The sequence below is a fragment of the Bacteroides sp. HF-4919 genome (assembly GCF_018860125.1).
Genome location: NZ_JAHKNF010000003.1, coordinates 406670 through 426691, shown reverse-complemented (window position 1 = coordinate 426691; position 20022 = coordinate 406670). Strand labels below are relative to the sequence as shown.

General features: G+C 53.1%; 19 protein-coding genes. 18 read left to right on the top strand and 1 reads right to left on the bottom strand.

Going from position 1 to position 20022, the window contains the following annotated elements:
• Positions 1 to 56: 56 nt before the first annotated feature.
• The 10 genes from KO473_RS07910 (at position 57) to KO473_RS07865 (ending at position 8585) form a co-directional block, all read left to right on the top strand.
• Positions 57 to 875, top strand: coding sequence for a hypothetical protein (locus tag KO473_RS07910; RefSeq protein WP_032561366.1), 819 nt, complete (start codon positions 57 to 59; stop codon positions 873 to 875).
• 286 nt (positions 876 to 1161) lie between these two features.
• Positions 1162 to 1971, top strand: coding sequence for a hypothetical protein (locus KO473_RS07905; protein WP_229104957.1), 810 nt, complete (start codon positions 1162 to 1164; stop codon positions 1969 to 1971).
• Between the two features lie 153 nt (positions 1972 to 2124).
• Complete coding sequence (locus KO473_RS07900) at positions 2125 to 2466, top strand: hypothetical protein (protein WP_005806167.1); 342 nt, start codon at positions 2125 to 2127, stop codon at positions 2464 to 2466.
• Complete coding sequence (locus tag KO473_RS07895; protein WP_032561368.1) at positions 2447 to 3124, top strand: hypothetical protein; 678 nt, start codon at positions 2447 to 2449, stop codon at positions 3122 to 3124. The genes KO473_RS07900 and KO473_RS07895 overlap by 20 nt, the downstream gene beginning before the upstream one ends.
• Positions 3090 to 4796 (top strand): hypothetical protein, encoded by a 1707-nt coding sequence (locus tag KO473_RS07890; RefSeq protein ID WP_005793844.1) that lies wholly within the window; start codon positions 3090 to 3092, stop codon positions 4794 to 4796. The genes KO473_RS07895 and KO473_RS07890 overlap by 35 nt, the downstream gene beginning before the upstream one ends.
• Before the next feature lie 515 nt (positions 4797 to 5311).
• Positions 5312 to 5848 carry a phage holin family protein gene (locus KO473_RS07885; protein ID WP_008768859.1) on the top strand — a complete coding sequence of 179 codons (537 nt, stop codon included), beginning with the start codon at positions 5312 to 5314 and terminating at the stop codon, positions 5846 to 5848.
• Position 5849: 1 nt separating this feature from the next.
• A complete protein-coding gene (locus KO473_RS07880; RefSeq protein ID WP_032574321.1) occupies positions 5850 to 6392 on the top strand; it encodes a hypothetical protein in 543 nt (180 codons plus the stop codon).
• Entirely contained in the window at positions 6368 to 6658 is a 291-nt protein-coding gene (locus tag KO473_RS07875) for a hypothetical protein (protein ID WP_005793839.1), read from the top strand. Before KO473_RS07880 ends, KO473_RS07875 begins: the two co-directional genes overlap by 25 nt.
• A 3-nt stretch (positions 6659 to 6661) precedes the next feature.
• A complete protein-coding gene (locus tag KO473_RS07870; RefSeq protein ID WP_032561370.1) occupies positions 6662 to 8014 on the top strand; it encodes a hypothetical protein in 1353 nt (450 codons plus the stop codon).
• A gap of 19 nt (positions 8015 to 8033) precedes the next feature.
• A complete protein-coding gene (locus KO473_RS07865) occupies positions 8034 to 8585 on the top strand; it encodes a hypothetical protein (RefSeq protein WP_032574323.1) in 552 nt (183 codons plus the stop codon).
• 12 nt (positions 8586 to 8597) lie between these two features.
• Here KO473_RS07865 and KO473_RS23665 read toward each other — a convergent pair whose 3' ends face one another.
• The gene (locus KO473_RS23665; RefSeq protein ID WP_256444590.1) at positions 8598 to 8732 is read right to left on the bottom strand and encodes a hypothetical protein; all 135 of its coding nucleotides are present in this window, start codon (positions 8730 to 8732) and stop codon (positions 8598 to 8600) included.
• A gap of 209 nt (positions 8733 to 8941) precedes the next feature.
• Between KO473_RS23665 and KO473_RS07860 the strand changes: the two genes are divergently transcribed.
• The 8 genes from KO473_RS07860 (at position 8942) to KO473_RS07825 (ending at position 19930) form a co-directional block, all read left to right on the top strand.
• Entirely contained in the window at positions 8942 to 9883 is a 942-nt protein-coding gene (locus tag KO473_RS07860) for a DUF6712 family protein (RefSeq protein ID WP_032574324.1), read from the top strand.
• Positions 9884 to 9885: 2 nt separating this feature from the next.
• A complete protein-coding gene (locus tag KO473_RS07855; RefSeq protein WP_032574325.1) occupies positions 9886 to 10686 on the top strand; it encodes a hypothetical protein in 801 nt (266 codons plus the stop codon).
• Positions 10683 to 11078, top strand: coding sequence for a D-Ala-D-Ala carboxypeptidase family metallohydrolase (locus KO473_RS07850; RefSeq protein ID WP_009292357.1), 396 nt, complete (start codon positions 10683 to 10685; stop codon positions 11076 to 11078). The genes KO473_RS07855 and KO473_RS07850 overlap by 4 nt, the downstream gene beginning before the upstream one ends.
• A 12-nt stretch (positions 11079 to 11090) precedes the next feature.
• Positions 11091 to 11531 (top strand): hypothetical protein, encoded by a 441-nt coding sequence (locus KO473_RS07845; protein WP_032574328.1) that lies wholly within the window; start codon positions 11091 to 11093, stop codon positions 11529 to 11531.
• A 12-nt stretch (positions 11532 to 11543) separates the two neighbouring features.
• On the top strand, positions 11544 to 12218 hold the full coding sequence (locus tag KO473_RS07840) for a hypothetical protein (protein WP_008768868.1): 675 nt from the start codon (positions 11544 to 11546) through the stop codon (positions 12216 to 12218).
• Between the two features lie 99 nt (positions 12219 to 12317).
• Positions 12318 to 16361 (top strand): hypothetical protein, encoded by a 4044-nt coding sequence (locus KO473_RS07835; protein ID WP_225550651.1) that lies wholly within the window; start codon positions 12318 to 12320, stop codon positions 16359 to 16361.
• Positions 16362 to 16371: 10 nt separating this feature from the next.
• Positions 16372 to 18474: a hypothetical protein gene (locus KO473_RS07830; RefSeq protein ID WP_032574331.1), complete on the top strand. Its 2103-nt coding sequence runs from the start codon at positions 16372 to 16374 to the stop codon at positions 18472 to 18474.
• Positions 18475 to 18736: 262 nt separating this feature from the next.
• Positions 18737 to 19930 (top strand): hypothetical protein, encoded by a 1194-nt coding sequence (locus tag KO473_RS07825; RefSeq protein WP_032574332.1) that lies wholly within the window; start codon positions 18737 to 18739, stop codon positions 19928 to 19930.
• The last annotated feature ends 92 nt before the right edge of the window (positions 19931 to 20022 follow it).

Here is a 20022-nt window from a genome sequence, read left to right as displayed (position 1 = left end):
TTATCACCAGGGGGGGAGATCCCCCCTGGTTTTTCATCACTTAAAAATCGAGATATATGAATAATTACGTTAAGACTTCCGTTCCCAGACCGGTGGGCAATCCCGGAAACGGTATCAACCCCAAAGACGTGCTCACCCTGATCGACATCGACGATCTGGTCTATTTCCCTCCCCGTGACGGTGCCGGAGTGGTGCTGGAGGGTGACATCGTGGTAAAGCCGTCGGCTTACTCCACGGACTTGTATTTAACTCCCGGTACTGTGGAGCTGAGCTCCAACGGTGAAGGGGAAACCGACGCCAAGGGCTTCACCCCTTCGGTTAAGGGAAAACATCCGGGTAACAAACAGGAGGTTCGTGAGTTCAAGACCAACTGGCTGGGACGCCACTGCATAGCTATCCTGCAATACTGCAACGGGCAGGATCCGGATATCCTGGGTTCCCCTTGCAACCCTTTGGAAATGTCGGTCAATTATACCGGAAATAAAGACGGCAACGCCTCGGAGTTCACCTTCACGCAGATAAGCAAAGGAGACGATATCGGTATCTATAAAGGCACCATCCCACACGAAGAGCCGGTGGCGACTGTTCCCGCATCGGCAACGGAAATTCCCTTTAAAGGCCGCGGGCAGTACCAGCTAAGCGCCGGAGCGGCCAAGATCGCTACCATTAAGGGGGCCAAACACGGCGACCTGTTCACCCTGCTCGGGGTGGTGTCCGGCGTAGCTCCTACAATCGAAAAGGCAGGACAGACAGCCTTCATGCTGAAAAACGGAAAGACGTTCACCGCTTCACCGGGCAGCCAGATTACTTTCAAGGCCTTCGATACCGGCGGGGGAGCCATCCAGTGTGTGGAACAGTCGAGATTCGAGGTTTAATGCCCTTAGGATTGTATGATGGTCTGATATCAAGACCATTCCACTTTCAGGCAATTGCCTTGTTTTCCCTTTACGGGGCAAGGCAATTGCCTTTTTTCAGTCCTTTGTACCGCAGCCGGTATCGGGTATCTTTACGGCGTATCATTTAAAATTCAATTCAATGAAAGAGCAAATCATTTCCTATTTAGAAGGACCGCGTGATTACTCCCAAGGGGTAGCCCTGTATGAGCAGTTCGGTCCCAACCGCATGCTGAAGGCCAAGTTCCGGCAGATCGGGGAGTGTGAGATGACAAGGGGAACCCTTATCGAGGAGCTGCGCAAGCTTTCCGGCATGAGCGAGGCGGAATTTGCCGGCATGCACAGGAAGGCGCACCATATTCCGTCGAAGGCGGAACAGCCTGTCAGCCCCGTCCCTGTCAGGATGTATGCGGACGACCTGCTTATCGCCCTTGCCTCACGCCTGGGGGTAACGGTGGAAAAACTGGTAAGCGACGATTTTGTAAAAGAGCGGCTCTCCCAAAGTCCGGATATGGAACAGGTGCGGGGTCTGAAGGAAGAACTCGAAAACGCACAAAGCACGTACTCGGAGGCACCGGAAACCGTCCGTAAGGCCATCCGCTTCCGGGAGGAGTTTCCATTCCTGAGACAACCTGACTGTCCGGACGAACTCAAGGTGCTCGTAGCGGACATGTTCTCCGCTTATGATCTCTATCGGGAAAGCCACCGCATGCTGGTCGAGACACCGGATGACGTGGCCACCGGGGAGACTTACCTTTGGGCTAAAACGGCCGTGGAGAACTTCCTGGAGAACCGCCAAATGTGGGAAGAGTTGGAGTATTATAAGAATAACGGAGAAATCCTCGGAAAGGCGCAGGCCATGCGGCAGGCCAGGGAGAAACAGGAAATCTCCTCCCTGACGGATCTGGAACTGTCCAAGCAGCTGGGTAATGCCAAGTCTAACATATCCAAGGGAAAAAACGAACTCGAAAAAGCACCGGATGAAGAAAAGAGGGTCAAGGCCATGGAGAAGACCCGCAAATGGACGGAACGCAAAAATCTGCTGGAGGCTGAAATGGAATCCAGAAAAAAAAACTGATTTTTCATCGCCGGAGGCTGGAAATCAAAAGGGCCTCCTGGCTGAAAATGGGGACCCGTTACCTTCATCCCTGCGACCGCAGTGAAGCGGGCATGCAGGCACGGAAGCTGGATAACGAGATCCTCTCTTGTAATAACCGTTTAATGAATTTATATGAATAATATGGAGCGTTTGCCGGCGGACACCTTTTTCCTGGACCTTGAACTCCGCCAGGAGGTGGAGCGCATGGCCTCCCTGGGATATGCTCCGGACGATATCGCCTCTTATCTGGGGCTGGATGCGGAGAGTTTTGTCTTTGACGCCGGAAGGGAAGGGACCACCGTGTATTCCCTTATGCGCCGGGGAGCATTGAAGGCCGGGGCCGGAGTGGAGCTAAAACTGCAAGAACAGGCACTTTCAGGGGATTTGGATGCCATGGAACTGCTGGAGAAAGTGCGTGGTCGCAGGAGTTTTGAAATAATAGTGAAGCAAATCGATGAAGACGAATTTGGTTAAGCCCTCGAGGGTGAATTTTGAAAAAGCGGATATCGGGCAGATAGGGCGTATCCTCGCCACCGGTGATCTGGACTCGCTTCCCGAGGAGCAGCGGGCGTATTACGACCTGATGGAGATGGTGCGCGGACTGCGTGCCCGTATGAGGTATAACGGGAAGGTGATTACAAAAGCCGGGATCATCCGGCTGCTCAAGTCTGAGGTATACGGGCTTTCCGACTGGATGGCACGGCAGGTATACGCCGACTCCGTCAATTTCTTCTACAGCCAGGAAAACATACGTCCGCAGGCTTTTGCCAACCTCTATGCCGAAAAGCTGGAGAAGTGGGCCGATTCCATGTTCCTGACGGGCAAGGGGGAGGAAGCCTCCCGGATACTCGAGCGGGCGGCCAGGCTCCGGTTGCGCTTCGCATGTGACGAACAGGAGATACCCCAGGAACTTTTAGACAGGAAACCCGTGGTGATCTATACATGTGACCGGTCCGATATGGGCGTTCCGGATACGGACCGCAAGGAGCTGGAGGCGTTCATCGACTCCATTCCCGAGGTGCCTTCCGTGGTACGTGAGAGGGTAAAGGAGGATGCACGCATAAAGAAGTTTGACCTGAAAAAAAGGATGTTGGAAGATGCGGAAGAGTTCGGAGGGCAGGATGCACAATAACCCCACCGATGATGTGGAGGTTCGTTACTCCCATATCATCAAGGTCATCACCGACTGGATAGACACCACCAACCTGGTTGTCGTCGGCGGGCGCGGCCTGGCCAAGAGTACCGTCATACAAGCGCGCCGGTCGGCCGATTGCGTGTATGACATGCCCGGTGCGCCGTTGGCTTTCGTGGGGAATACATATACCAACTTAAGGGATAATATCATGCCGGCCGTCAAGACCGGCTGGGAACTGATGGGACTCTATGAAGGCGTGCACTATGTATCGTCCTGCCGGCCACCGGAATCCTGGCGCAGGCGTTGCAGCGTGATCGTCGACGATTACAAGAACACGGTCTCTTTCTTCAACGGATGCATTATCTTTCTGGGATCCCTGGACCACCCCTCCCTTCTGGCGGGCAAATCGGTCGTTCATTTGTTCTTCGACGAATCCAAATACGCCCCCGACAATAAAGTCAACCGGGCCATGCCCGTATTGCGCGGGGATGCCATACGTTACGGATGCAGCCACTATTTTCTGGGGGTGACCATTACCACCGACATGCCCGACGTGCTGGAGGGTGAGTATGACTGGTACTTCCGTTACGTCTGTCTGGTCGATCCTCAGCGCATCCTGCGTATCGCCCAGGCGGCTGCGGAGCTGAACAGCCTGCGCGTCCGCCTGGTAAAAGCGGGAAGGACACGGACGGACTGCGGGGCTCTTAAGAAGAAAATCGCCTGGTACGAGGCGGGGCTGCTGAAGATGCGCAAGGGGCAGACCTACTTCATCAACGCCTCGAGTTTTACCAACATCGACATCCTTACGCCTGAGTACGTCCGTCGCCTTCTCGACGGGGCGCTCGAACTCCACGACTTCCTTAAGTCTGTAGTGGGGATGCGTCCGGGGCTTCGCCGTGACACGCGCTTCTATATCGCTTTCGGGGAAAGGCACAAGTATACCGACGGGACACGGTACGGAGAACCTGCACAAAGCTGCCTGGACCTGCGTTTCCTCAGGCGCGGCGAGCCCATCGACGGCGGCGTGGACTTCGGTAACCAGCTGTCCCTGATAGTAGGACAGCAGGACGGACCGCTGTACCGCCTTCACAAGAACTTTTACGAGCTTCCTCCCGGATGGTTCAGGCAGCTGGCCGACCAGTTCCTGGCATTCTTCCTTAACCATGAGGAGAAGGAACTGAACCTGTATTACGACCGGGCGGGCAATAACTTCGAGAAGCAGAAAGAGGATTACGCCCGCAAGCTCAAGCAGGCCATCGAGATAGACGGTGACGGTAACCGCACGGGATGGATTGTCAACCTGATGAGCCGCAAACAGTCCAATATCCGCCAGGATGAAGAGTACGATTTCATGCAGGAGCTGATGACAGGCGACAACGACGCCCTCCCCACTTTGCTTGTTGACGCGGTGAACTGTCGCGAGACCATCTCCAGTATCGAGAAGGCGCCTGCGGGTATCCGTTACAAGGGACAGCAGAAGATCATCTACAAGGTCAAGAAGTCCGAGAAGCTGGAGCCCAAGAAACTGCCCATGCTCTCCACGAACTTCTCCGACGCCTTCAAGTACCTGATGATGCGGGGGGCCTGGAGGCGTGCCGTCAGGGGCAAGTCCGGCCGCAGCAGGTCCGGTCCCTACATGCCCGGACTCGATGACCTGACGGGGGGATAAGAAAGGCAATTGCCTTGTTTTGCCTGACCGCTTCCGGAAATACCGGAAGCGGTTTTTCGTTCCCAACCCTTCTGCCTGCCTGCCCTTAATGTAATCATATTTCACCATTTGCCCCTCAGGCAATTGCCTTTCGGCTTCTGAGCGGCGCGGTCTTCGGAAGGTGTTCTTTACGAGTGTTTGCGCGTGTAAAAACAGTTAATTGTTTTATTACAAGTAAATTAACGAAAGGAAGACCAAAATTTTATGTCCAAAAACGATGTTTTTAACACGTTTTAAATGAATTTCGTGCAAAAATCAAGGCAAAACGAAAAAAAAACTCATTTTGTGGATGGAATTTAGCTTTTTCCTCTTAAAAATGGCCTTTTCCCAGCCTCTTTTTTACTGTGTGATATAACCGTTGTTGCCTCTTAGGATGTGTCAATTTATTATTTTAAAGAATGCCTGTTGCATTTTTTCCACATCTATTCAAACCTGTATTTTCGCTCCTGTCCGGCTAATATCCGATACCGACCTGCATGATGTCGGCTTTGTCCTTTATCCTGTACCCTGAAAGGAGCAAATTTGCTTTAAAAAACAAAAGGATGAAAGGATTGACAGAACTGATTGTGGCGGGCTGTATTTTATTCGGCCTGCTTCTTACGCCGCTGGTTTTCTCCATACTGGATTTTATAAGCGGAGTGCGCAAGGCCCGGCAGCGCGGTGAAAGGATCACCTCGGACCGGTATCGCAGAAGCGTAAAGAAAGTGGCCGGTTATTATAACCTGCTGCTGGCATTGGTGGTTGTGGACTGTATGCACATGGGTTGCAGCTGGTTTCTCAACAGTTATTACGATTACCATATTCCTACGTTCCCGTTCGTTACCCTGGCGGGGGCGTTCTTTGTAGCCGCCATCGAGATCAAGAGCATACGGGAAAAGGCGGAGGATAAGGTCAAGAAGGAGCTCACCGACGTGGCCCTGCTTGCCGTGGAAATCGCCAAATACAAAGACACGCCCGCGGAAGCTGCCAAGGCGATTGCGGACTATTTTAACGGAACCTCAAAAAAGGAGTGATATGAAACATGTTTTATACGCCCTGCTCCTGTGCGCCCTTTTCCAGGGGTGTGGCAGCTCCAAGTCGGTCCTGGAGAAAACGGACAGACGGATAATGTCCGACAGCCTGGTGGAAATCAAGGGTAACCTCGAGCGGCGGGAAGGCGAAATACGGACCGATTCGGCAGGGTACATCCGGCAAGCCCGGCAGGACCGGATCGTGGTTATGTTCGACACCGGAAAACCGGTATCCTCACAAACCGGATTGCCCCCCGTCAAACAGATCTCTTTTACCGGGACCGCGCTTCATGAGGAATCGGGGTCCACCGCGGCGGTTTACTCCTTCCAAAGCAGGCGGGCGGATTCCTCCTTGCTGCTACGCACACACCGGGAAGAGGAAAACAGGAAAGAGCTCCGGAGCGATCGGAAGACAGCACCCGGATCACTGCTCCGAAGCATCGCTTTACCGGCCGGCCTGATCGTGGGTGCTTACCTCCTGCTGCGTATGCTATGTAAACGTTTGCCTGAAATCAAAGCGCTATGGAAAAGGATATTCAAAGGATAAACGTTTATACGGCCATCGAGCAGATGAAACGCCTTTCCCAAGAAGGGGAAACATTTTCCCTCTCTTTCCGCAAATATGACCGCCAGCGACACAGCGGCGGGGATACGGTAAGGCTCAACCACGCCCGGCTTCGCCCGAAAGCTTCGGATGAAGAGATTGAGAATGCCTCTTATAAGCTCTTTCTGGTGGATACCGATACGGGCAGGGCCATCAATTGCTGGCAGATTCTTGTGACCAGTTTTAACGGAATTAAAACTTATGTGTAGATTATGGAAATCAGAAGAACCGGAAATACCGGATTTATAGATACCGGGGAGGGGCAGCTTATCTCCTTCGCCATGGGAAAGGGATGGTCTCCTTCTTCCATCAGCTTCAGCCGCCCGGAGAGCTGGCAGACCCGCAAGATACGGGTCGCGGGTGTGAATATCGTGCCCATGGGTGCCAATAACGACCTTCCCGGCGACGTACAACGCCTGCTGGATAACTTCTACGGCGGTGAGGGTATCATGGGTAAAATACAGGGATTGCAGTGGGGAGAGGGCCCCCGCTTCTTTGAGGAGGCCATCGACTCCGAAAACAACCGCTTTTACCGCAAATGGATACTTGATGACGTCATACAGGCGGATCTGGAGAGCTGGGATTACCGTGACTATATGCTCCGCTGCCTGGTGGACCTGGTGCACATGCAAGGGTTCTGGGTAAAGTTCATCCGTAACCGGGGACCGCGTATCGGAGAGGATGGAAGGATAATCAGGCTGGAACATATCCCTTACAGGAAATGCCGCTTCGAATATCCCGATGACAGACACGATTTGCCACAGAACGTATATGTGGGCGACTGGCCCTTCCCCGATCCCGACAGGCTGGCCAAATATCCCGTTTTCAATCCGGCGGACCCGTTCCGGCATCCGGTATCGGTCGGCTATTTCAACATATACTCCTTTTGCAGGGACTTTGTCAGCACGCCCCGTTTCCTGGGGGCTTTCCCGTGGCTGGAACTGGCGGGCACCATCGCCCCCTTGCTGGCAGCCTATAATGCCAACGCGTCGGCACTGAGCCTGCATATAGAGAGCCCGCAGGCCTATTGGGACGCGGCAGAGGACAGGATCAGGGAAATATGCAAGCGTAAGGGGGTGCCTTATTCGGCCAGAATGCTCGAGGAATTCAAGGATGAAGCCATGGAGAAGTTCGCTTCAGGAGTGACCGGCAGGGAGAATGTGGGCAAATACATGCACACGACCAGGTTCTGGGATGCGGACGCCAATGACTTCCAGGGCTGGACGATAACCCCCATCGACAAGAAAATAAGGGATTATATCGAAAGCCAGATCAAGATCGCCAACAAGGCTGATGCCGCGGCCACATCCGGGTTCGGACTGGATCCGGTGCTCTCAAACCTGATCATGGATAACAAGCTGTCCTCAGGGTCGGAAAAACTGTACTCCATCAAGGTGTACAATGCCAGTGAGACGGCCATACCGGACATGATCCTGTGCAAACCGCTGATGCACTACATACGGGCCAATTATCCGGGAAGCAGAACACAGGTGGGGCTTTACCGGAGTGTGGTGGAATCCGAGCAGAGTGTATCACCCGCAAACAGGATGAAAGAAAATATATAAAAACAAAAAAGGAGGATCCATGAACCGTTTTTTTATAGACTATAACCAATTGAAGACCTTTGACAAAGAGCTTATACGGCTTTATCACGAAGAAGCGGGCAAACGGATGGCCGATTTAAAGGAAATCGAGTCCCTGATTACCGACAGGGCATACCGGCTGTTCAGTATATATTATGCGGTAGAGATAGCGGTGGTCGGGTACGTACTCACCCAAATAGATAAAACCCGGGATATGGGATTGATCAATGCCGGCATGGCAATTGTGGTTTTCACCGCAATATCGCTTTGGTATGTGGTTAAGGTTATGAGGCCACATGGGGTGATGCCGGCGGGCAGATCACCGGAAAACCTCCAAATCGGAAAGAACTGCAGGTATTTTGAAGAAAACAGATTCGCCAATAAGTATGCTTATATCATGGCAGGGGAGTTGATGAACCTGCAATATAAAATAGATGCCCAAAACGAGAAAAATGCGGAAAGAGCCAGGCTCAGCAATGTATCGATAAACTTCATGCTGGCAGGACTGGTTCTTGCCGTACTGGTCTTTGTCCTTACGGTTGTTTTCCGGTGAATCCGGGAATGTCTACCGGATTTGATCACCAAAACTTTCCGTTCCACCTGTTTCGGTGGGAATGTCATAATCTACATCCGGTATGACAGGGAGTGTATCCCCGTCATTGAGAAGGATTCCATAACCGTTTTTTTCTTCGTATGGCATATTTCCAAAAGGGTGAACCCCTATCACTACGTGCCCAAAAGGTACATCCGAACCTTTAATCCGATTTTACGGATTACGCAATGAAAAGGGATTCGTGTTATGATATTAATTGGGCGGGGCTAAGATACGAAATAATCCTAAACGCAGAAAGAGTCATGTATTTATATGCGGTATTTTTTAATGCAAGCTGAAAAAAAGTGATAAAAAATATGAAACTGATATTTGATAAAGATTCAAACGGCACGCAGGAACTGGTCGACGCCCTGGGTCTGATCGATGCCCGCACGGACTTCTCCAAATGGAAACCGTACATACCTTTAAGCGTACGTCGCCTGACCGCCATCATAGGGCAGGAGGTTTATGACAAGGTTCTCGACTTCTACCAATCGGCAAGCGTCGATCCGGATGGCAAGCTCACCCGCCTGTTGGGAATGGTGCAGCAGTCCGTAGCGCTGTTTACCTGGCTGAAAATCATCCCCACACTGGATGCGCAGCATGGGAACACAGGCAGGCAGAAGCGCCTGGGGGAGCACGAAAAAGGGCTGACAGCCTTACAGGAGTACAAGGATGAAGCCAACATCCTGAGTCAGGCCTATGAGTCGGTAGATGCCCTGATAGCATATCTGGAGCAGGAAAAGTTCGATTTCTGGATACAAAGCCCCAAAAGGAAGGCTGTATCGGAATTGCTCCTGAGTAGCAAGGAGGCATTTGATTTTTACTATGTAACCGGCAGCCACCGCCTGTTTCTGACCCTGGCACCCATCATCCGGGAGGTGCAACAGAGGCATATCATCCCGATAATCACGTACGGCCGTTATGAAAAGCTGGTAGCGGGCCAGCAGGTGGCAGAGGGGTTCCGAGACGCCGTCTGCCGGCCGCTGGCCCTGCTGTCCATGAGCAAGGCCGTGGAACGTTTGCCCGTGGAGGTCCTGCCCGACGGTGTGGTGCAGGTGCAGCTTGCAGGAAGCGTCCGTGAAAAACTCAGGGCGGAAGCCGAAGCGCGCAAGACAGTGGCAAAAAGCCTGGAACAAGATGGCATGCGGGATCTTGCCGCGCTGGAGGACCTGGTCGCGGCGCTCGACGCCGCACCGGACGAACCGGATCTGTATGTACCCTCGATCACCCTTCAATCAAAAGGCATAACATTCTGACTATGAAAGAAATTACATACAACAATCAAAAGAAAGAGATTCCGGACTCCCTGGAGGAGTTATCACCCAAGGAGTATTACCGTTACCTGGAGTTGGTATTAATGATGAATGCAGGGGAGATTTCTCCTTTCCAGATGCGCTGCAAGCTGCTTTCCTGCCTTCTGGGGATGAAGCACAGCCTTCTTCTGTGCCGGGGAGAAATACAGGAAGAACTTTTGGCGCAACTCCCCGCCCTGGACGGGTTCTTCGATATCACCTCGCAGGAGGGGATGACGGTTTACGACGCCCGCCTGAAAACTGGCCGGAACCTGCTGCCCGCCTATAAGGAGTGGAAAGGCCCGGGGGATATGCTCTCGGGGATTACTTTCGGACAGTTTATCGAGTGCATGGGTGTGATGGCGGAAATGGAGCGCGCCCGGGAGCAGGGAAATGAAGAGGGTATAGGGGAACTGATATCTTCCATAGGCAGACTGCTTTATAAGAAACAGGGTCCTCAGGAAACCGGCACTCCTCCTTTCCCGGTCTGCTTCCACGCATACATCTTCTTTCTCGCGGTCTGGGAGCTGATTTACAGTGTCCCCATTTCAACCAACGGGAAGGACATTGACTTCTCGATCCTGTTCGAGAGATCCGGGCGGGGGAATGCAGGGGACAATACCAGCTGGGTGGGAATCTCGTACGACGTGGCCGCATCGGGTGTTTTCGGTGATTTCAGACAGGTAAACGACACCCCTTTCTGGGATGTGATGCTATACATTTATAAATGCAGGTTTGAAATGTTACATAACAATAAGAAGCAATGAAGTATTTTACAATCAAGGAATTAAGCCACAGCGATACGGCCGTGGCGCGCGGGATTGACAATACCCCTACGGGGGAGGTGGTTCACAACCTGACAGAGCTGGTGGAAAACGTCCTCGACCCGCTCCGTGAAAAGTACGGGAAGCCCATCCGGGTAAGTTCCGGTTACCGGAGCGCTGTGCTGAACAGAAGCGTGAACGGGGCGACCTCCAGCCAGCACCTACTGGGTCAGGCCGCCGATATTACCGTAGGCAGCAAGGAGGGAAACCGCCGGCTTTTCGAGATCATCCGCAAGGAACTGCCTTTCGACCAGCTGATCGACGAGAAGGATTTCTCCTGGGTGCATGTGTCATTCCGCACAGGCAAAAACAGAAAACAGGTATTAAAACTCTAAAACTGTTCAGCTATGGTAGATTTACAGCAATATGAAGAATATTTCCGGGAACTCAGCCAGGCGTTACCCGGGATCGGTTCGATGCTCCCTGTCACCTATGATATAGACATATATGAATATGTCCAGTCACTCCGGGCAGAAGACCTGCCTGTACTGTTTGTAGTCCTGCCCACCTGCGAATCCCTCAGTCGGGATCCGGATTGTGTGGTCGAAAGGAATTTCGGCATGTGTCTTCTTCTGGACAAAACCGACTGGCAACGGGAACGCGGGTTGGATGCACAAAAGCGCCTTCAACCGACTTTTGAAGAGATCAAGAGCATGATGCGCCAGGAGTATGGCCGGTGCGGAATTTTTTCACGGCTGAACCTGGAGGAGATGACATCCTCTCCCGAGTCCGGACTGTTCAAGGAGTTGTCCGGATGGAGTCTGGGGTTTACGTTTGATTCAATATAAAGGCGGACAAAAATGGAGAACGACAGAGTTTCTTTAGAAGATTTGACCCAGGGACAGTGGCTGGAACTTCGTTACCAAATGGAACCCAGGAATTTCAAACGCCTGGTAGAGCGTGCCCGCAATGCCGGAATCGATGTTCCCGCCTGCGTAGGGGTAAAAAACTATGCCCCAAAGATTAAATTCTCTACGTTAAGTGAAACGGCACGTTATGTCCGCTCCCAGGATATTGAGGCTGTAAAGACCTTTAACCGCAGGTGTGAGAACTGGTCAATTTTCGTGACCGCCGAACTGCGCAGCCAGGCACGTATGTCCTTCCCTCACAATCCTAAGCGCTCCAAGGGTGCCACACCCTTGTCTGAAAGCATCAATGGCAATGTCAGATACGACAAGAAATACAAGGTGGAGGTCCGCTCCCTGGGCTTCTCCTTCGCCCGGCATGGCGTCATGCTGCATTACGGGGCGTCAAGCGGACACGGAGGATATATCGGCAGCAAGTGGAGGGATCGTTTCGGGAACATACGCACCACTAATCCCGCCAGTTTTGGCAAGATGGGGCAGGGGAACCGTAAGGCGGTGCACTGGTTCAATCCGGTGCTTCGCAAACATCTTCCCACCCTGGCGGATATCGCCGCCGAATACTGTATGGACATGTCTCTGAATCTGGCCGGGCTGTTCCTGGAAGAATAGCAACAACAAAGAGAGGTACGCGTGGAAGAGACATGCTCCCTCCCTTTGTCCTTTACCCCATGGACCGTATCCGTGATATTTGCCCTAAAAAAGAATAATATGGCGGACAAAGATCTAACCAGGGGTATCAAAATTTATCTGGATACCACTAAATACAGCCAGGGGATGAAACAGCTTTCCCAGGCGACAAGGGAATACGAATTCACGCTTAAGGGATTGCGGGAAGCGGGAAAGGGAAATACCGAGCAGGCCAAACGCCTGGAAGCCCAGATCGCACAGAACAAGAAAATCTACCAGCAATACAGCGCAGAACTCGATCGGCAGAAAAAGATACTGGAGAACCTGGACAAGGCTACTTATCCCGAACTGGTGGCCATGCAGAAGAAATTACGTGCCCAGGTGCAATCCAGCAAGCGGGACACTACGGAATATACCGTGGCATTACAACAACTGACCCGGGTAAACCTGGAGGTGGCCGAAGCTCAAAAAGAGATGCGCCGCCAGAGCGAAAAGCAGCAAGAAAGCTTTTCATCCCTTACCAGGATGAAATCCGCAGTAGTCGGTTTTTTCGCCGGTATAGGTGCCAGTGCCGGCTCCTTCTTTGCAAACAGCATCTCGGAGGCCAGGTCCTGGATGTCCGAAGGTATCAGACTGGCGGCAAACGCCGACGGTGTCAGGCGCGCTTTTGACAAACTCGACCGCCCGGGAATGCTTTCGGAGCTCAGGAAAGCCACTAAAGATACGGTGAATGACCTGGAGCTCATGCAGGCCGCGGTACGCGCCAAAGACTTTCGTATCCCGCTCGATGACCTGGGGAAATACTTGCAGTTTGCCCGGTTAAAAGCACAGCAGACCGGACAGAGCGTGGATTATCTGACTGACTCGATCATAACCGGACTGGGTCGTAAATCGCTGCTGATACTCGACAACTTAGGCCTGTCGGCCGCGGAGGTCAACGAGGAGATGGCCAAAACGGGGGACCTGATGACAGCGGTGGCTGCAATCGTGGACAGGCAACTCGCACAAGCGGGGGAGAATTACGTGTCAGCTGCGGACAAGGCCGCTCAAAAAGCCGCGGAGCTGCAAAACAGGCAGATGGAAATCGGAAGGCTCCTGCTTCCTCTGCAAGAAAAATGGAGCAGTCTCTTCCAGTCTCTCAAGCTCGGTTTTTCAGATGTGGCGCTCTGGATATTGGAACATAAAAAAAGCATCATTACGCTTATCTCCGTGGTTACCGGTTTTATTCTGGTTTATAAAACGGTTATTCTTCTGCAAAAAACATGGAACGGGCTTTTAATGCTGGGCAAGGCGGTCAGTCTGGCCTACGCCTCTGTTGTGGCCATGCAGAGAGGAAACATCCTCAGAAGCGCTGCCGTCATGAAAATGTATAATGCCTCGGTGGCGTCCAACAACATCCTGGTAAAGGCATGCACCGCATCCACTTATCTGTTTGCCGCCGCCAAGGCGGTGCTTACCGGGAATATCAACAAGGCCCGGATTGCCATGCAGGCCTTTTATGCAATCACCAAAATAAGCCCGCTGGCCATAGTGGCCACCGTGGTCGCCGCCCTGACATACAAGCTGGTGTCTTATCGCAGGGAACTTACGGCGACGGAAAAAGCGGAGCGGAGCCTGCACCGGGTGCGGGCGCAGGCCGCCGACACCGTAGCCACCGAAACCCGGGAACTGAATACCCTCCTGGGAATCGCACGCAACGAGAAAATAAGCAAGGAGCAGCGGATGGAGGCCATAAAAAGGCTCAACGCCTTAAGTGAGGAATACCTTGGCGGCCTGAGGCTGGAAACAATCAACACCAGGGAAGCCACGGCCGCAGTGAAGGACTACACGGACAACCTGTTGTCCATGGCCAGGATACGCTCGGCAAACTCAAGGCTGGAGGAGATCCAGAAAGAAAAAAGGGCACTGGAGGAACAACGTAAGGATATCCATGCCAACCGGAATCTCTGGGACAGTTTCAAACTGGGGCTCGCCAAAGGGTTCAATTCCTTGTCCGTAGCGGTAAAGGGGTATTCCGACACCTGGTCGGAGGGGGTCATCCATGACTATTTTGCAAGGGAATTCGATCAGATACAAGCCTTGAACCGGGAAGAAAAGAAACTTACGCAGGAGATCACGGCCTCACAGCAGGATATCATTAAGGTCGATACCCAATCCGAGGCAAAAACCAAGGACCTTATCCAGGCCAAAAAGGAAGAGATTGCCCAGGCTGAGCGGGAAGTCGCCTCGACGCCGGCCCTGCTGGCCGCCAAAAACCGGAAACTCCAACAGTTGAACGAGGAGCTTAAAGCGTTGCAGCAGCTGGGGACTATCCGGGAAACCCCGGACGGATTCGCCTCGCAGACCGACAAGGTCCTCTCGGCCCTGAATGAGAGGCATGAAAAGGAGCTGCTCAAGATCCGGGAAAACAAGGAGAGGCAGCAGCAGACACAGGCACAATATAATAAGGCCGTGCTGGCGGAAGACATAAGGTTTCACACCCAAAGGCTCGGTATCCTCGAAGGGCTGGAGAAAAAGACCGCCCGGACCAAACTCAGGCAGCTGGCCGACATCCGGGCAAAAATGACGGAAAGCTCCGCCAAAATACTGGAGTTACAGCGGAAACTGGATGAAAACGAGGTTGCCCTGCTACAGGAACAGCGGGATAAAAAACTGGCCATACAGGAGGATACGTACAAGGCCGCCAGGGCACAGATAGAATTGAATTATGCAAACCTGCATATTACGCAGCAGCAGCGCGACATGTTGCTGTTGAGCCTGGAGGAGTCCAATTCCCGGGAAAGACTCGGTATCCTGAAGGAATACCGGAAGGATGTGGAAGCCCTGGAGCTACAGACGGGGGATGTGAAAATACAGGCCGTCAAACTCTCCGGGCAAAAGGTATTGGAGGCGGAGCTGGCCAACGCCAAAGACAGGGCCGCGCAGCAAAAGGCGATCGAAACCATGCTTTCCTCTTTCAAAAAAGAGTTCAACCTTTTCAATCTGCCGGATGAAACGGACCTTCAGCTCAAGGTGCTGGAAGCGTCATACCGGGCCCGGCTGGAACTGATCCGCAATGCGCTCAAAAACGAGCTTGTCACAAAGGATCAGGCCGCCCGGCAGGAAAGGGAGCTGGAAGAAGCGTACAGCACCGCAAAACTGAACATAACCCGGGGTGCCGAAGAGCGCAGAAACGGGATTTTGGAGAAGTACGGGCTGCTCGGATTCCAGCAACGCTATGCCATGCAGATGGCGGCCCTCAAGCGGGAGAAGGAACAGGGGTTGATAGGTGCCGAAGCATATGCAAAGGCCGAAAAGATGCTCAAGATACAGTTCTGGAAAGAGGCTTTCGATTATTATTCCAACCTGTTTTCAGGCGCTGTCTCGGCCCTGCAAAACGCCGAGATCGCGAACATGGAGGCCAAATATGACGCCGAGATCGCCGCGGCACAGGGAAACGCGCAGGAGGTCGAACGACTGGAAACGGAGAAGGCGCAGAAGAAGCTGGAGATCGAGAAGAAATACGCCGACGTGCAGTTCGCCGTAAAAGCCAGCCAGATCATTGCCGACACGGCCGTGGCCATCATGAAAGCGCTCTCGCAACTGGGACCGATCGCAGGACCGGTGGCGGCAGCACTGATGGGAGTAACCGGAGCCGCCCAGCTGGCCGTGGCCAATGCTGAAAGACAAAAGGTAAAGAGCATGACGCTCTCCGGAGCGTCCGGCTCCACACCCGTAAGCGCCGAAAGGGTGGTGAACGCCTCCGGGGGATATGACCAGGGAGGTTACACCGGGGACGGAGACCGCTACGAGGTGGCGGGCGTCGTCCACAGGGGAGAGTACGTCATTCCGGTGCCGGAAATGAAGAACAAGCGGGTGGTCAACATGGTAAAGGTTATCGAAAGCATACGCCGCAACCGGACATCGGCCAATCCATGGCCCGGGTATTACGAGGGAGGGAAGGTCACGGAGAGAGAGCGCCCCGGACAGGACATCGACCGTCTGAACCGGGCGGCGGAGAAATTGGAAAGGGCCTCAAGGAATCTCTCCCGGCCGGCAAAAAGTTACGTCCTGCTGAGCGACATCAACGCGGCACAGGATTTACAGAAGAGTTCAGAGAAACCATTTACAAGAACAGACCAATAATACAACCAGTATGGCATTAACCATTCAGACAGAGAAAGGGATATTCGACCTTCCCCAGGATTTCAGCGTGGAGATAGAGAACACATCGCCCATGTACACCGACAAGGGCAGCCAGACGATCGCATCGACGTTGCCGGCAACTGGGCACAATCTTTCGATGGTGGATTACATCCACCGCCCGGATATCCGCAATGCGCCAAAGCGGGACGCCGCGGCGGTGGTGACCGACGGGGTTTACCGGCGGACAGGAAAGCTCAATATCACCTCCGTGTCAACGGAGTCGGGCATCGTATGCAACATCGGTTTTGATGAAAGCATCATGTACGAAGCCTGGAAAAACGTATCACTCAAGGAACTTCCGGGACTGCCGGTCATCAAATACCCGGAAGGCGTCGCAGCCCTTGCCCGTCACCTGGAGGAAGTGATGCGCTACCAAACCCCGGCGGATTATCACGTGTTCCGCATACAGGTGGCGTCTGAAACCCTGGAAGAGACGGAGTATCCGGAGTTCATCAATCCCATAGGGTCGGACGGGAAGACATACGCCCTGCTGAAGGAAGCACGGACCGAGAGGGTTGTCATATCGGGCCAGGCCGTAGATGTAAAGGTGCCTGCAGGATACGGGATATCGCCGTTCCTGAAGGTATCCCGCATATTGGAGATGATATTCTCGGCATACGGCTTTACATTGGTGGAGAATCCCTTTGCCACCGATTACCAGCTCAGCAAGATGGTCGTGCTCAACAATGTGGCGGACACCATTGTCACCGGAGAGATCGACTACAGGAATTTGATGCCGGACTGTACCGTCAACGAGTTCCTGGACGCGCTGTTTTGCCGTACCGGGGCCAAGGTTTACGTAAATGCCGGCCGGAAAGCCGTCATACGCCTGCTCAAGGATTCGATAGGCGCAACGGCATCCGCCGACTGGACACCGCTCAAGGCCTCGGAACCGGAAATAAACTACACGCCCGCAAAGCAGCTCAAGCTCTCGGCGGGCACATCGTTCAAGGAAGCCGAACCGGCGGCGGACTCCTTTGAGAAATTCCTTAAGCCTTATGGGGGGATCATTACGGAATTTACAGGGGACCGGGACGTGCCCGACGAACTGTACATAACCTACCAGCCTTCCACCGGAAGATATTACAAGCGGGACATCGTGAACAAGAAAAAGAAGTGGATATCCAGCGACTTTTTCCCATGGGACAAGGGCACCCCCGGTGTGGAATACCTGGAGATAACGGGAAAGGACGAATGTGTCCCCATGGCATTTAAAACGGGGCTGCTGACTCCCGGATATCTGGCGGGGGCGGTCAACATCAACACAACCCTCAGAGGGGCCGCCAAGGAGCAGGGGGAGAAGAAGCAGACACCCCTGGCTTTCTGCTTTGCCATGGGGAAAACCAATCAGATTATAGGGGCCGGGGCCCTTGTGGAGGAGTATTATTTCGGCAGCTCACTCTGCCGGGGGCCCAAAGGCGAATACTTTCAGGACCCGGGGGGGAATGTTTACAGGTATTCACTGGTTTTCAGGGGAGAGGACGGGGCGTTTAACCGGTTCTTTAAGGAGTACGACGCGGTCCTGAGGCATGCCGATCATGTCTATGCGGTGCAGATGAACCCGGACAAGGCCGGACTGCTGAAGCTGGACACTTCCCGGCCCGTCATGCTGCACGGACAAAGGATGATGGTCGAAAGCCTCAAGTACGCGCTTCCGCTGCGCAAAGGACGCCCTTGCCAGGTGAAACTGCGTTCCCTTAAACTCTTGCAGCCCTACGACCTGGACAAGGAGCAGGAATTGGTGCCGATGACTCCGCAGCAGGCGACATGGAAGGTCTTTACCTATTTCGACAGGGATATGGAACTCAGGGTGCAGGAGCTGCGGGAGCAGCCCGGGATCATCAGGGTCGACGTCGTGGCAAAAGAGGTGCTGACCAGGCCGGAAGAGGGTGATTTCGACATGTACCCGCCACCATCCTTGCAGGATGTTGCCGACAGAAGGAAGATCATGTACACCTATAAGGGGAAACTCAAATACAGACCGTATCCACCGGGGCTTACACAGGAGGAGGTTGTAAACTACAGGGCGGGAGTCATTGCCGTAAAGATATAAATCCTGTCCTTTAAACTACCGTGCCAAACGGTCATTTTTGCAGCATGGAAACAAAAAATCAAAATAAGATAGTGACGGCGCCCTCCCTGGAAAATACACGGGAGCTTTACGGGATTTACCGCCAAAGATACGGGGCTGACAAGACCCCGGAGGACTTTTACCGGTTTATGACAACCCCCGGCGTGGAAAGGCGATCCTTTCTGCTTGAGAATACCCGAACGCGGCCGCTATCCATTAACAACACGATCATTCATAAGTGCGTATGAGTTTCGAGATTATCAGAAAAACCGGAGAGATCGCCTTTGTGGCAAACCCTATCGCCTTTGAGGTAAAAACCTCCGGGGAGGCCGAAATTGAAATCCGTCTCAGGGTTGGAGCACAGGAGGTGTTTTCAGCCTCCTACGTACCTTTTGGCGACAGGATCCATTTCGACATTGCCGAAATCTTGCAGCCCTTCGTTACTTCCGGACCCTTGGAGGACTCGGAGGATCTGATCCTGCCCGTATCCGGTTTTATGGCCGGTTACACGCTCGAGGTAAAAGGGCGGGAGACCCGGACACTCACCGGCAAGGCGATATGCGGGGGGATCAGCAAACAGGCGGCAAGGGAAATGGCCGGCAGGGGAATGGACTTTATCCTGAACCGGCTCAGGGATTATTCATCACAATTCCTCTTTACCACGCGGACCCGCGGGAAGCATATTGCGATAAGGGAAACCGAAGTCTCCCCCCTGATCTTCATTCATCCGGACAAAAGGATACAGGTGGAATCTGAATATGGAAACAGAATAAAACTGCCTGAAGGGACAGCCGGAGAAATTTATGCTTTAAACATAGGGCAGATCCGGCGGGAGTTTTTCCACAGATATAACCAGATCGTGTCATTCATCCGGGTATTGGTGCCAGCCGAAGAAGCCTTTGACATTTCTTTCACACCCGGGGAAGTGTCAGAAAACGGACTGTCATTTCTCTTCAGAAACTCTTTGGGATGCTATGAAGTGATAGAAATGCCGGGGAAAATGATTTACTCCCTTGACCGGGGGGATGATGAAAACTACCGGACATTCGATGAAGAGGGCGGTGATTATATAACCGGACGTCCAAGGCCCGACCTCCTGCAAAAAATGAAGCTGAATACAGGATTCAAGAGGAAAACAGAGTTGAAATTCATTCAGGATCTGCTCTCCTCGGATGATATCCGGCTGCTTGACGGAACCGCCCGAAGGCGTGTACTGGTAACTTGCGAAGAGTACGGTTATGAAGAACCCATGAAGGAGCCGACATCCCTGGTGCTCGATATCGAGGTTGCCGAGCGGGAATCCAATTACACCCCGGACATGGACGGGGAGAACGCCCCGCCTTTCATCGAACTTCTGCCCGGGGAGGTGGAAATACCCTCAGAAGGAGGGCAGGTCAGAGTACGGGTCGAATCAAATATCATGTGGGAGGCGGTTTGATTCCTAGTTCTTATGGAACTTGGAAAACACCTCGGACGGGGAGTGAAAGCAAAGCGAATTAAAAACAAAGCGAATTAAAAACAGTAGAAATC

What these genes read in the sequence shown, in the direction of transcription:
- KO473_RS07910 (WP_032561366.1), top strand. Translation starts at nt 57, where the DNA reads ATGAATAATTACGTTAAGACTTCCGTTCCCAGACCGGTGGGCAATCCC.
- KO473_RS07905 (WP_229104957.1), top strand. Translation starts at nt 1,162, where the DNA reads ATGACAAGGGGAACCCTTATCGAGGAGCTGCGCAAGCTTTCCGGCATG.
- KO473_RS07900 (WP_005806167.1), top strand. Translation starts at nt 2,125, where the DNA reads ATGAATAATATGGAGCGTTTGCCGGCGGACACCTTTTTCCTGGACCTT.
- KO473_RS07895 (WP_032561368.1), top strand. Translation starts at nt 2,447, where the DNA reads ATGAAGACGAATTTGGTTAAGCCCTCGAGGGTGAATTTTGAAAAAGCG.
- KO473_RS07890 (WP_005793844.1), top strand. Translation starts at nt 3,090, where the DNA reads ATGCGGAAGAGTTCGGAGGGCAGGATGCACAATAACCCCACCGATGAT.
- KO473_RS07885 (WP_008768859.1), top strand. Translation starts at nt 5,312, where the DNA reads ATGATGTCGGCTTTGTCCTTTATCCTGTACCCTGAAAGGAGCAAATTT.
- KO473_RS07880 (WP_032574321.1), top strand. Translation starts at nt 5,850, where the DNA reads ATGAAACATGTTTTATACGCCCTGCTCCTGTGCGCCCTTTTCCAGGGG.
- KO473_RS07875 (WP_005793839.1), top strand. Translation starts at nt 6,368, where the DNA reads ATGGAAAAGGATATTCAAAGGATAAACGTTTATACGGCCATCGAGCAG.
- KO473_RS07870 (WP_032561370.1), top strand. Translation starts at nt 6,662, where the DNA reads ATGGAAATCAGAAGAACCGGAAATACCGGATTTATAGATACCGGGGAG.
- KO473_RS07865 (WP_032574323.1), top strand. Translation starts at nt 8,034, where the DNA reads ATGAACCGTTTTTTTATAGACTATAACCAATTGAAGACCTTTGACAAA.
- KO473_RS23665 (WP_256444590.1), bottom strand. Translation starts at nt 8,732, where the DNA reads ATGCCATACGAAGAAAAAAACGGTTATGGAATCCTTCTCAATGACGGG.
- KO473_RS07860 (WP_032574324.1), top strand. Translation starts at nt 8,942, where the DNA reads ATGAAACTGATATTTGATAAAGATTCAAACGGCACGCAGGAACTGGTC.
- KO473_RS07855 (WP_032574325.1), top strand. Translation starts at nt 9,886, where the DNA reads ATGAAAGAAATTACATACAACAATCAAAAGAAAGAGATTCCGGACTCC.
- KO473_RS07850 (WP_009292357.1), top strand. Translation starts at nt 10,683, where the DNA reads ATGAAGTATTTTACAATCAAGGAATTAAGCCACAGCGATACGGCCGTG.
- KO473_RS07845 (WP_032574328.1), top strand. Translation starts at nt 11,091, where the DNA reads ATGGTAGATTTACAGCAATATGAAGAATATTTCCGGGAACTCAGCCAG.
- KO473_RS07840 (WP_008768868.1), top strand. Translation starts at nt 11,544, where the DNA reads ATGGAGAACGACAGAGTTTCTTTAGAAGATTTGACCCAGGGACAGTGG.
- KO473_RS07835 (WP_225550651.1), top strand. Translation starts at nt 12,318, where the DNA reads ATGGCGGACAAAGATCTAACCAGGGGTATCAAAATTTATCTGGATACC.
- KO473_RS07830 (WP_032574331.1), top strand. Translation starts at nt 16,372, where the DNA reads ATGGCATTAACCATTCAGACAGAGAAAGGGATATTCGACCTTCCCCAG.
- KO473_RS07825 (WP_032574332.1), top strand. Translation starts at nt 18,737, where the DNA reads ATGAGTTTCGAGATTATCAGAAAAACCGGAGAGATCGCCTTTGTGGCA.